The organism is Tepidanaerobacter syntrophicus (assembly GCF_001485475.2).
In the GTDB taxonomy this organism is placed as follows: domain Bacteria; phylum Bacillota; class Thermosediminibacteria; order Thermosediminibacterales; family Tepidanaerobacteraceae; genus Tepidanaerobacter; species Tepidanaerobacter syntrophicus.
This window is the reverse complement of sequence record NZ_DF977002.1, coordinates 175,348-188,086: the sequence shown is the minus strand read 5'-3', so window position 1 is coordinate 188,086 and position 12,739 is coordinate 175,348. Positions and strand designations below refer to the sequence as shown.

The window sequence follows — 12,739 nt, the reverse complement described above, 5'->3', positions numbered from 1 at the left end:
ATATAAACATTTCTTACTATTTAGCTTAATTATATTATACTATTATACTGGTCAGACCGCAAGAGGAAAATAAAAAATATTTTGACAAATATTTCACAAGCTCTTTAATTTTTCTTCCACAAAATCTATGTGTATTTCCATTTCTTTGGCGGCAGCTTGTCCGTCTTTGTTTTTTATGTGGTTATATATGGCGATATGCTGCTGAAGCAGTGCGTCTGCATTGCCGGGATCCTGCATAAGTTTTTTTCTCGCATCTTTTATATACGCCTCTATGCCATCGGCTATTACCTCTACCATATCTATAAGTAGTTTGTTGCCGGTGGCTTCGCTTATAATCCTGTGCAGCTTTTTATCTGCTTCGGCTCGCTCGCTTTCATTATCGCTTTCCATCATAATCTTTATTTGCGACTGCATTTTTTCAAGGTCTTCATCTGTACGCATTTCTGCCGCTTTTTTCGCGCAGGCGCTTTCTAATATCTTTCTTAATTCAATAAAGTCGTCCTGATTTTTTTCTAAGGCTATAATAAGTGAGAGAGGCTTGAATATTGAGGAGGTAATCTCATTTACAATGTATGTGCCTTCACCGGGCCTACTGTCAACTATACCCATTACTTCCATTGCCCTTAAAGCCTCACGCATAGACGCCCTGCTGACGCCTAATATCTGACAGAGCTCTCTTTCCGGCGGGAGCTTGTCTCCTTTTTTAAGTTGTCCGTTGTATATCATATTTTTAAATTGCTCTATTATATCTTCATATACTTTTTGCACTCTAATTGGTGTAAAGTCCATTCCATATATTCCTTTCTAGCTATTTTTAATCCATCTGCCTTCTAAAAGGCAAAGCTGTTTTCCTTCTTCGCTTAATATGTTGTGCCTTGTAGTAACGTGGTCATCATTTTTGATAACCTGACATTGAGATCTTATAATCATGCCATAGGTTGTTTCCTGCTTATATGTAACCTTTAAATTTCTAAGTTCATAGTTTGAAATTATATCATAAGGCAAAGCCTCTAATGCCCATGTGACATATACTACATTATTTACATGGCTATTGGTGTCTATGTCACTGTATCTTACCTGAAACTTTTTTTCTATATCACAGGAGGAAAGCTCCGTTATTTCCCCGATTTCCAGAGGCTCATCAGAAGTTACCTGATAAGCTTCATACATCACATCGGGAATTTTAAGAGGGCGCCTTTTGTCTTTATCTACAAAAAGCCAGACAGAATTAGCCGTTACCAGCCTTTCCCCATCCTTATTTAGGACATCAAACCAGCGGTAGGCGTAAAATTTTCTAAAAGAGTAAGGGGCGGTTCTGACCTTAATAGTTTCTCCGTATCTTGGATATTTATTTATTTTAATATCCCATCGATATAGCATCCAGGCTACATTATGCTCTTTAAGATAACTTATGCCGACTCCCAGTTCTCGGCTTTGCTGTGTTGCAATATCATCGAAATATCTCATCAAGCTAGTAATTAAAATCCTTCCCTTGACATCTGCTTCGTAATAATGAATGCGATATTCTTTTTCAAGCATGTTGCTGCCGCTCAAAACCATGACACCTCCGAGAAAATAGGGCTTTACAATCACTATAATATTATCATAAGATTGAGGTAAAGTCATTGCTCCTTAAAGAAAAAATAAATAGGAGGCGGAGATAAAAAACGATATACAGAAGTCATAAGTAAAGTGGTTCGAATTTGTTCCGATGTAATGAGTTTAAACCGGAGGCTGTCATTAATAGAAGTTCAGTAAAATATTAATGGAATAAATTTGTTCCATATATTATTATATATTTGTGCCATTTCGATGTTTTAAGGAATGGCATAAATTTTGCATATATCAAAATGAGGTGAATTACATGCAAACAACGAGAATTAAAATTGAAACCATCGATCGGCCATATATGACGTATGATATCCTTTCGGTTTTGGTGAAATACGAATTAAGTGTTACATGGATGGAGGTATACACCTATGTAGTTTACATAAAGCTTCCCAAAATAGATTCTAACCTTTGGAAAACTATAAAATCGGAGATATTAGAGATACCGGGAGTAAAAAGCGTTACAGAAATTGATTTGATTGATTTTGAAAAAAGAGAAATTGAGAAGAAAGCCATTTTAGACTTACTCCCCTATGGTATTTTATTGCTTGATAAAGAAAAAAAGATAAAGTATATTAATAAATTTGCGGCAAAAACTATCTTAATGACAGATGAACACGGCGCCATAGACAAAAGTATATGGGACTTTATTCCAAGAAAAAGCTTAAGTAGCTATATAGGTTCGGATTTGTCATTTTACGATGATATTGAAAATATTGAGATAAGATTAAAGAATAAATCCTATCTAATGGATATTTATGGTTTAAAAACCGAGGAAGGCGCAGTTTTTGGTTACATATTTACAATGCAGGATTCAGGAAAAATTAGTGAGATTATAAATCTTAAAAGGTATGATAACCCGATTACGTTCGATGACATTATCGGCAGTAGTGCAAAACATCATCAAGTAATTGAACAGGCCAAAGTATTTTCTCAATCTGATTCTCCTGTACTGATTCTTGGCGAAAGCGGAACAGGAAAAGAACTTTTTGCACGAGCAATACATAACGCAAGTTTAAGATCGTCAAAGCCTTTTATACCTGTTAATTGCGCAGCTGTACCGGATCAGTTGCTCGAAAGTGAACTTTTTGGATATGAAGAAGGCGCTTTTACAGGAGCAAAAAAACATGGTAAAACAGGGATATTTGAAATAGCTAATGGAGGCACGATTTTTTTAGATGAGATAGGCGAAATGCCGCCGCATTTGCAAGCAAAATTACTTCGTGTGCTTCAAGAGAGCAAAATAAGAAAAGTCGGGAGCAATACCTTTGAAAATATAAACGTAAAAGTTATAACAGCAACCAATAAAAACCTATATAAAATGGTAGAGGACGGTCAGTTTCGCCTTGACCTGTTATACAGAATAAATACATTTTCTTTAACTGTGCCGCCGCTTAGAGAAAGGAGGGAGGATATCAATGAGCTAATAGAACACTTTATAAAGATTTATAGCGGAAAGTACGGTAAAAAGATTAACGGCATTGCGCCTCAAGCTTTAAAAAAGCTCCTGGCGTATAATTGGCCGGGGAACGTAAGAGAACTTCAAAATGTCTTAGAGAGAGCAATAGCGTTTACAAAAGGAAATGAAATTGATGCAGAAGATATAGTGTTAAATAATTTGTCTGTTCAAAATCAAATCAATGAATCAATGTCTCTTAAAAGTACACTTGATGAAGTGGAAAGGAATATTATTTTAAACACATTAAAGCATAGCAGCAGCATACGGGAAGCTGCAAGAACATTGCAGGTTACTCATACTATGCTTATCAACAGAATTAAAAAATACGGAATAAAAAATTCCGAATGGAGGTTTCAAAATGAATAAAAAATATATGACTAAATTAACTCATACAGGAGAGAAAGTTATGCCTTCAGTATCTGCTCCCAAGGTTCCGCCTATTTATATGAGTTCGGTTTTTTCTTTTGATAGTGTTGAAGAATTAGATGAAGTATATGAAGGCACTCCCGGATATGTGTATTCTCGCATGGGAAATCCCAACCATGATAGCTTGGAAGAGATTTTAGCTACTATAGATGAAGGAGAAGACGCACTGGTCTATTCTTCCGGAATGGGCGCAATTTCTATGTCGCTGCTTGCGAACATAAAATCCCAAGATCATATTATATCGAGTAATGTCTTGTATGGCGGGACATGGGAGCTTTTGACGGAAGAACTGAAGAAATTTAATGTGGAAGTTACGTTTTTGGATTTTAATAAGGATGACATTGAACCATATTTTAAACCTAATACAAAAGTTGTTTATATGGAAACTATCTCTAATCCGCTCATGGAAGTTGCAGACATACGAAAAATAGCAAAAATTGCCCACCAGCATAATGCAAAATTAATAGTAGACAATACTTTTGCAACACCGGTAGTATGCCAGCCGCTAAAACTTGGAGCAGATATAGTGGTTTACAGTTTGACTAAATATATGGGCGGCCATAGTGACGTTATAGGCGGGGGTGTGGTTTCTGATAAAGAAACTATTGAAAACATAAGACATGTCGGTGCAATTTACGGTCCTACAATGAGCCCGTTTGATGCTTGGCTTATAACAAGAAGTCTTAGAACCTTAGAACTTAGGATGCGCCAGCACAGTCAAAATGCCATGAAGCTTGCGGAATACCTGGAAAATCACAAAAAGGTCAAAAAAGTATATTATCCGGGACTTGCATCATCACCTTCAAAAAATATAGCAGAGGAAATATTTTATAACGGGCTTTTTGGCGGTATGATGAGCGTGGATTTGGTAGGCGAAGAAGAAGAGGCATGCAAATTCATAGACAGCCTTGAAAAAGTAAAACTGGTTCCCAGCCTTGCAGGAGTGACAACTACAATGTCCTACCCTGCCAAAACATCCCACCGGTCTATGAGCCGCAAAGAACGGCAAGATGCAGGAATATCCGATAGCCTACTTAGAATTTCTGTGGGTCTTGAAGAAATAGAAGATATAATCGAAGAATTTAATAAGGCATTTGAAAAGATATGATATAATCTTGATATTAAATAAGTAAAGGAGTGGCGTGCGATGAAGGAAAAATTCGAATCACTGGTAAAACAATATAAAGATGAAATTATAAAAACCGCTTCTGAGATGATACAAATTAATTCCCAATCAACACAGGAAGGTGAGTTTGCTCAATATGTAGTGAAAAAAATGCAAGATCTGGATTACGATGAGGTAGTTGTTGATACTTACGGAAATGTCTTTGGGACAGTGAAAGGCACCGGCGGTGGAAGCTCTGTCATGCTCAACTGCCATCTGGATGTGGTAGATGAAGGTGACATATCAAAATGGAAATATCCTCCCTACAGCGGCACAATTGCTGAAGGCAGGATATGGGGAAGAGGGGCTTCGGATACCAAAGGGACCTTTGCTATCCAGATTTACGCTCCTATTATGCTTAAGCGGGCAGGGCTGCTGCCTAAGGGTGATATAGTCGTTGCAGGTGTCGTATGTGAGGAGATTGCAGGTTTTGGCGCAATGATGCAAGCTAAGGATAACTTTAAGCTTACAGACTATGCTATTGTAGGTGAAGCCACAGAAAACGATCTTGCGATAGGATGCCGGGGCAGATTCTGTGCTGTTGTTACCATAACAGGCAAGTCATGTCATGCATCTATGCCCCATATGGGCAAAAACCCCTTTGACTTTCTTGGTAAATTCCTTGTGGAATTAAAAACCGTAGAAATGGGTAAAGATGAATTATTCGGTTCTTCCACAATGTCGGTTACCAATATCGAATCCTCGGAAAAGGGAACCAATATCATACCGAATGAACTAAAAGTATACATAGATTATCGACAATCCAGCGTTGACACAGAGGAAGTCGCCCTTGCTAAAATTCAAGAGGTCATTGACAGATGTAAAATGGAAGGTATTACAGTCGACCTTAAATCCCTATATTTTCCACTGAAAACATATACAGGTTTTGAAGGTATGGCACACCAAGGCGAACCTCCTTTTAGTGTAAGCCCGGAAGAATCCTATGTTCAGCTGTGCAAGAAGACATTAGAAAAGATTACGGGTCACCCTATAAAAACAAAAACTTGGGAATTTGCTACTGATACCGGTCATTATGCGGCAAAAGGCGTAAAATGTATCGGTTATTCTCCGGCAGAAATAAGGCTTTGCCATACAACAGAAGATAGCATAGATATCAATATGATGGAAGAAGGCACATTGGGATATTTGGCACTGGCTTATACCCTTGCAAATATAGAAGACTAAAGGGAGGAAGACTAAACAATGAAAAAAGAGAAAAAACAAGTTGGCATTAACCCATTTGTTCTAATTTTTGCTGTAATATTTATCTGCGGATTATTAACATTTGTAATTACTCCCGGCACTTTGACGGATGGGGTCTATACCCCGCTTCCTAAAAATCAGTTGAATTTTAATAACTTATTTAATATTTTCAGAGCAGTTCCTTATGGCATAAAGGATTCAGCTAATATAGTCATACTTATTTTGACAGTGGGAGGCGCCCTTGAAGTTTACAAGAAAACCGGTGCTATTGATGCAGGAATCTTGACGGTGGTGCAAAAATTCGGGAAATCTTCGCAAACTATGCTTTTGGTAGCACTGATAGTGCTTTTTTCTGCCATTGGCGGCTTCTTGGGCTGGATTGAAACCCTTATACCTTTTGTTCCCCTTGTAGTTGCAACGGTACTAGCGCTGGGCTATGATGCTATGACCGCTGTCGCAGTCTGCATTATCGGTGCAATGGGCGGCTTTATTGCAGGACCTACAAATCTTTATACTGTGGGCGTTGCAAACGGGATACTTCAGAAAATGGGCGTTTTGCCCGAGGGCAGCGACTTGTTTGTGGGTCTGGGACTGAGGGTAATATTGTGGATTGTTATAACTGCTGTCAGCACAATATACATTCTTGTTTATGCAAATAAAGTATTAAAAGATCCCTCAAAAAGTCTGGTAGCCGATATTGATGTTTCAGATATTCGTCTGGATACAACTAAAGCTGACGAGGCAAAACTTACAACGCCGCAAGTTATGGTTTTGCTTACCATAGTAGGTGCCGTAGTGCTTACGGTAATCGGCATGAAATACGGCATTAATGGTGTAAAATGGGCTATTGATGATGTGTCTGCTGTATTTCTACTTTCAGGTATTCTTTCAGGCATTATTGGAAAAATGAGTGCAGGAGATATTGCCGACTGCTTGATTGCGGGCGCTAAGGGTTCAATTGGAGGCGCTATGGTAGTGGGTGTTGCTCGGGGAGTTTACTGGGTTCTAAATGCCGCTAATGTAAATGCCACCATTATTTACAGTGCAATAAAACTGCTGGAAGGGACTTCACCTTTTGTGGCAGCTATTGGCATTGTTATTATTGTAACCTTTATAAATGGTCTTATCCCATCAGGAAGCGGCAAGGGTGCTCTCCTTATTCCAATACTCGTGCCTATAGGCCTAAGTCTTGGCTTAACACACCAGACGACGGTTTTAGCTTATCAATTTGGAGATGGAATCACAAATATGTTCTGGTTTAGCTATGGAACATTGCTTATTTTTTTAAGCTATGGCAAAGTGCCTTTGGACAAGTGGTATAAATTCTTCATACCACTAATGGGTATTTTCTATGTAATTGCCTTCGTTTTTATTGTAATTGCGCTAAAAATAGGATACTAAGTTTAGATATTACATACTAATACAAAAACGGTCCTTTTTGACAGTATCTAAATGTCAAGAAGGCCGTTTTTATTTAACAAGTCGTCAGTTAAAATTTGCCACAATCTTGCATTCCTTGATGCAAGCAGGTATGATAGTATAAGAGTAACAAAATTACAATAAAATATAAATTCTTTGGGGGTTTTTAATAATGAATAAGAGGGTTGCGATCTTTACGGCGGTGCTGGTGTCAGCAGTGCTGCTACTATCGTCTGTAGCAATGGGTGCCACAGGGGCAAAAGACATCAAGGCATTTTACAGAAACATTAAAATCAAAGTTAACGGCAAATTAGTTGATGTCGGAAATACAGAGCCCTTTATTTACAATGATTCTACATATGTGCCCATAAGACTTATAAGTGAAGCCTTAGACAAGGTTGTTGAATGGGACAATAATCAGAGCACGGTGATAATAACCGACAAATCTACATCACAAACATCCCAGGAGATTGCAAACAAAGATGCTCAAATCCAAAATCTGACCTATCAAAATTCACTTTTGCAAAGCAAGATTATCGAGCTCAATAAAACCATTGATGATTTAAAGAAGGAAAAAGAGGAAAAGGAAAATGCCGATGAGTATTTAGAGGATTATCTATACGATGAATACTCTAAGTGGAACGATATCAAGTTTAATTATAAGGTTAAGGAATCGTCAAGCGGGGATTTGACACTGACCATTGAGTTTGACAAAAGTGACTACAAATCAGAGTGGAATAAGCTTACGGAAAGAAAGATCGAAAATTGGCTAAATGATATATATGATTACGTAAAAGATGAGTTTCCGAAAGCCGATTTTGAAGGAACAATTAAGGATACCGACAAGAAGGAAACCCTTGTTTCATTTGAAGAATCCGGCAGCAAATTGAAAGTAAAATTCTATGATAGCACCGTATCTTTTGCCGACCTGGAAGATGACTTGAACTATTTTTATGGCTCAAATCTTACAAAATACAGTAAAAACTTTGGAAGTCTGAAAGCTACTATAGAAGTAGAAGATTACGATGACGACGAAATCTATATAACTGTTATCGTAAATACCTCGAAATACGGCGATGAATGGGACGATGTCAAAGACACCGCAGCCTCTGATGACTGGCTGTATGACATAATGGAATATGCCCATAGCGAATACAAGGATTATATCATATCAGGACATGTAGAAAACAGCAGCGGCAAAACCCAAGCTACCTTCAGCTGTACTTCGTCCGGACGCATGAAAATAAATTGGAAATAAAAAACGAAATGGCTGGTTCGAAAGGATCGGCCATTTTTTAAAATGCAGCCTCTATATTAAAAACAGGGGGACGTATAGTTTATGGATAAACTTGAGAAGATAGTAAGGTCCATCGATTTTATTTTAAAGCATGTTCATGAAGGAATAGTAATAGCTGATAGAGAAGGCAGAGTTATCTATGTAAATGAAGCTAATGAAAGAATTACAGGGCTTGATAACAAAAAAATACTTGGACAGAAAGTCATCGATGTGGTTCCGACTTCTTCGCTTATCGATGTGCTAAAGTCAGGCAAAGAAAGGCTGGGTGTTAAAACACGGGTTAATAACAAATATGTTTATTCTAACATAGTTCCGATATATGAAAGCGGTGTGTTAATAGGCAGCATCTCGGTTTTTCTCGATCTTACAGAAATTCAGGATCTAAATCAAAAGCTAGAGTCGGCAAGACAGCAGATCAATAGCCTTTCTAAGCAGCTTTCGGGTTTTATCGGAGATAAAGATTTTATAGTAGGTCGAAATCCAAAGATGCAAAAGGTTTTGGAAGTGGCAAAAAAAGCTGCGGGAGTTATTTCAAGTGTTTTAATTACCGGAGAAAGCGGCACCGGCAAAGAAGTTGTGGCAAAGTTTATCCATAACAACAGCCCGCGAAAGAATGGCCCCTTTATAGAGGTAAACTGCAGCGCGATTCCGGAAACACTTCTGGAAAGCGAGCTTTTCGGATATGAACCCGGAGCATTTACCGGCGCTGATCCCAAAGGAAAGACAGGGCTGCTGGAAAAAGCAAATGGCGGTACTATTTTTTTAGATGAAATCGGAGATATGCCCTTTTCTATCCAGGCCAAACTACTTAGAATGCTGCAGGACAGCGAAATTAGAAAACTTGGCGGGGGACGCAAAATTAAACTGGACATTAGAGTTATATCGGCCACAAACAGATCTCTAGAAGCTATGGTAGAAAGTGGTGAATTCAGAGAAGATCTTTATTACAGACTAAATGTTATACATATCGAACTTCCTCCTCTTCGAGAAAGAAGCGAGGACATTCCTGTATATGCAAAATTGCTTATGGACAAAATTGGACAGCGGCTGAACAAGAAAATACAAGATATTTCACCTGCGGCTTTGCGCTGCCTCATAAACTATCATTTTCCGGGAAACATAAGAGAACTAGAAAATATCCTTGAAAAGGGCTTTGTTATGGATGAAGACGGAATTATAGGAGTTGATGATCTGCCGGAATTCCTGTCCTTAAAGCCGGAACATAATATCTTAAAATGGAACTTTGACGAAAATTGGCCTACACTTCAAGAGGCAGAAAAGGCCATAATCGAAAGAACATTAAAAGCTTTTCCCAATAAAACAAAAGCTGCAAAAGTACTAGGTATATCAAGAGCTACGCTTTATAGGAAGATGGAAGAAATGGGATTGGATAAGGATATTGTATAATTTTAAGACAATCCATATTAAAACTAAGTTCGCAAAACCGGCAAATTCTATTAACTGTCTAGAAATGATACAAATAACTCAAAGTGTATTATTATTTGACAAATATTCACTTATTAAATACGCTTTTACGCCCTGCGCATACCTTAAGATTCGGCGAAGAAGCGTATTTATTATATTGGCACGAAACTTGCAATTATATATTTTCAAATAAAATTTTTTCATAAACAGGAGGAAGCCGAGATGTACAAAAGAGTACCTGAGCCTTTTAAAATTAAAATGGTTGAACCGTTAAGAATAATAAGCAGGGAAGAAAGAATAAAAGCACTGGAAGAAGCCGGTTATAATCCATTTTTACTAAATTCCGATGATGTTTACATTGATCTTTTAACCGACAGCGGAACCGGGGCAATGAGCGACAACCAGTGGTCTGGCTTGATGCTGGGGGACGAATCTTATGCCGGAAGCAGAAACTTTAGAAATTTGAAGAAAACCGTTCAAGATTTATTTAACTACAATTATGTAGTGCCTGTTCATCAAGGCAGAGGAGCAGAAAAATCGCTTTTCCCTTGTCTAATTAAGAAAAAAGGACAGTATGTGCTGGGGAACATGCATTTTGACACAACAAAAGCTCATATAGAACTAAACGGTGCAAGGGCAGTGGATTTAGTTACCGAAAAAGCTTTTGATACAGCGACTCCTTATGAATGGAAGGGTAATTTTGATCTTGATAAATTAGAAGGCTTTATAAAGGAACACGGAGTTGAAAATATAGCTTTTATACTGATTACCATTACCTGCAACAGCTCCGGAGGTCAGCCTGTATCAATGGAAAATATTAAGGCAGTAAGCGAAATTGCCAAGAAATATAAGATAAGGCTGTTCTTTGATGCTGCAAGGTTTGCAGAAAATGCCTACTTTATAAAGAAGCGTGAAAAGGGTTATGAAAACAAGAGCATTGCAGAAATAGTCCGAGAGATGTTTTCATATGGCGAAGGCTTTACGATGAGCGCAAAAAAGGATGCAATAGTAAATATCGGGGGTCTTATCGGAATCAAGGAAGACGAAGAACTGTTTAATGAAGTGGCCAGTATGGTTGTACCCAATGAAGGATTCATAACATATGGAGGACTTGCAGGAAGAGATATGGAATGCCTGGCCAGAGGTCTTATAGAGGGTATCGATGAAAACTACCTCGAATATAGGATATCACAGGTTGAGTATCTGGGACACCGGTTGACAGAAGGCGGAATTCCTATTCAAACACCTACAGGAGGACACGCGGTTTTTGTTGATGCAAAAAAGGTTTTGCCGCATATACCCTATTATCAATTCCCGGCCCAGGTCCTTGCAAATGCCCTTTATATTGAATCAGGCGTGCGGGCAGTGGAAGTGGGTTCCTTCTTGCTGGGAAGAGATCCGGAAACCGGAGAACAGTTAGAATCTCCACTGGAGCTTTTAAGGCTTACAATTCCTCGCAGAGTTTATACTAATGATCATATGGACTTTGTAGCTGATGCGTTAATTTCGATTAAAGATAAAGCAAAAGACTTAAAGGGTCTGGAATTTACTTATGAGCCAAAAGTCCTAAGACATTTTACCGCAAGATTAAAACCTATCGAGTAAGGACACGCAAATCTATCATAATATGGCCACTATAGGCGTAATGCCTGTAGCGGCCTAACTTTGCAGTATAAAAAGAGGGGAGAGGAAATAATGGAAAGCGAAAAACCCAAAAAATCCGAACGCGGCCAGTGGGCGACAAGTATAGGTTTTGTAATGGCTGCTGCAGGTGCGGCAATTGGTTTAGGCAATGTGTGGAAATTTCCCTATCTTGCAGCAAAGTTCGGAGGCGGAACATTTCTTTTTGCCTATATCTTGATGCTGCTGTTTTTAGGGATACCGGTTTTAATAACGGAAATGGTGCTGGGTAGGCGGGGAAAACTAGATCCTGTAGGCACTTATTCAAAGCTTTCAGGAGGCAGTAAGTTCTGGAGATCTGTGGGCTATGTTGCTATTGCGGTAAACTTTATAGTGCTTTCGTTTTATGCTGTAGTTGGCGGATGGATTACTCACTATATGTTCCGCTACATTACAGGAGGCATTAAAGGAGACATTGTCGGATATTTCGGAAGTTTTGTCTCTAATCCTTATGCTCCCCTGCTGTGGCATGCTATATTCATGGGCGTTACGATTTATATAGTAGCAAAAGGGGTGTCCGGCGGTATAGAAAAAGCCAGCAACATCCTTATGCCGACACTATTTGTGCTATTTATTGTTTTAGTAATTCGAGCAGTCACATTGCCCGGCGCACTCGAGGGCATAAAGTATTACTTAATGCCGGATTTCAGCGAGCTTACAGGAACTACTTTTCTTATGGCTATGGGGCAGGTATTTTTCAGCTTGAATATTGGTGCAGGATGCACCATGACTTATGCCAGCTATTTGTCCGAAAATGAAAACATACCAAAATTAGCTAATATTGTGCCTATAATGGACTTTTTAGCGGCGTTTCTTGCGGGAATGATAATCATACCTTCGGTTTTTGCATTTGGCCTTGATCCTGCAGCAGGACCTCCGCTATTGTTTATAACAATGCCCCATGTCTTTGAGAAAATGCCGCTGGGGGCGCTGTTTGGCTTCATATTCTTTGTATTAATGCTTTTTGCAGCCCTTACATCTGCAATTTCTATGCTTGAGGTAAACACTGCTTTCCTAGTGGACAACTATAAGATAGATAGAAAAAAGCAGCGCTGAC

At 38.6% G+C, this 12,739-nt stretch carries 10 protein-coding genes; 8 read left to right on the top strand and 2 right to left on the bottom strand.

Annotated features, from left to right (window positions below):
* Nucleotides 1-93: 93 nt before the first annotated feature.
* Both TSYNT_RS08425 and TSYNT_RS08420 read right to left on the bottom strand, forming a co-directional pair.
* Complete coding sequence (locus TSYNT_RS08425; RefSeq protein ID WP_059033053.1) at nucleotides 94-789, bottom strand: FadR/GntR family transcriptional regulator; 696 nt, start codon at nucleotides 787-789, stop codon at nucleotides 94-96.
* A 15-nt stretch (nucleotides 790-804) separates the two neighbouring features.
* Nucleotides 805-1,554 (bottom strand): acyl-ACP thioesterase domain-containing protein, encoded by a 750-nt coding sequence (locus TSYNT_RS08420; protein ID WP_059033248.1) that lies wholly within the window; start codon nucleotides 1,552-1,554, stop codon nucleotides 805-807.
* Nucleotides 1,555-1,864: 310 nt separating this feature from the next.
* Between TSYNT_RS08420 and TSYNT_RS08415 the strand changes: the two genes are divergently transcribed.
* From TSYNT_RS08415 to TSYNT_RS08380, 8 genes are all read left to right on the top strand, one after another.
* Nucleotides 1,865-3,433: a sigma 54-interacting transcriptional regulator gene (locus TSYNT_RS08415; protein ID WP_059033050.1), complete on the top strand. Its 1,569-nt coding sequence runs from the start codon at nucleotides 1,865-1,867 to the stop codon at nucleotides 3,431-3,433.
* Entirely contained in the window at nucleotides 3,426-4,601 is a 1,176-nt protein-coding gene (locus TSYNT_RS08410; RefSeq protein ID WP_059033049.1) for a trans-sulfuration enzyme family protein, read from the top strand. The genes TSYNT_RS08415 and TSYNT_RS08410 overlap by 8 nt, the downstream gene beginning before the upstream one ends.
* A 39-nt stretch (nucleotides 4,602-4,640) precedes the next feature.
* On the top strand, nucleotides 4,641-5,843 hold the full coding sequence (locus tag TSYNT_RS08405; RefSeq protein ID WP_059033048.1) for a M20 family metallopeptidase: 1,203 nt from the start codon (nucleotides 4,641-4,643) through the stop codon (nucleotides 5,841-5,843).
* Between the two features lie 18 nt (nucleotides 5,844-5,861).
* Complete coding sequence (locus TSYNT_RS08400; protein WP_059033047.1) at nucleotides 5,862-7,262, top strand: YfcC family protein; 1,401 nt, start codon at nucleotides 5,862-5,864, stop codon at nucleotides 7,260-7,262.
* A gap of 190 nt (nucleotides 7,263-7,452) precedes the next feature.
* Entirely contained in the window at nucleotides 7,453-8,538 is a 1,086-nt protein-coding gene (locus TSYNT_RS08395) for a copper amine oxidase N-terminal domain-containing protein (protein WP_059033046.1), read from the top strand.
* An 81-nt stretch (nucleotides 8,539-8,619) separates the two neighbouring features.
* A complete protein-coding gene (locus tag TSYNT_RS08390; protein WP_059033045.1) occupies nucleotides 8,620-9,984 on the top strand; it encodes a sigma-54 interaction domain-containing protein in 1,365 nt (454 codons plus the stop codon).
* 240 nt (nucleotides 9,985-10,224) lie between these two features.
* The gene (locus tag TSYNT_RS08385; RefSeq protein WP_059033044.1) at nucleotides 10,225-11,607 is read left to right on the top strand and encodes a tryptophanase; all 1,383 of its coding nucleotides are present in this window, start codon (nucleotides 10,225-10,227) and stop codon (nucleotides 11,605-11,607) included.
* A 90-nt stretch (nucleotides 11,608-11,697) separates the two neighbouring features.
* Nucleotides 11,698-12,738 (top strand): sodium-dependent transporter, encoded by a 1,041-nt coding sequence (locus TSYNT_RS08380; protein WP_238142670.1) that lies wholly within the window; start codon nucleotides 11,698-11,700, stop codon nucleotides 12,736-12,738.
* The last annotated feature ends 1 nt before the right edge of the window (nucleotide 12,739 follow it).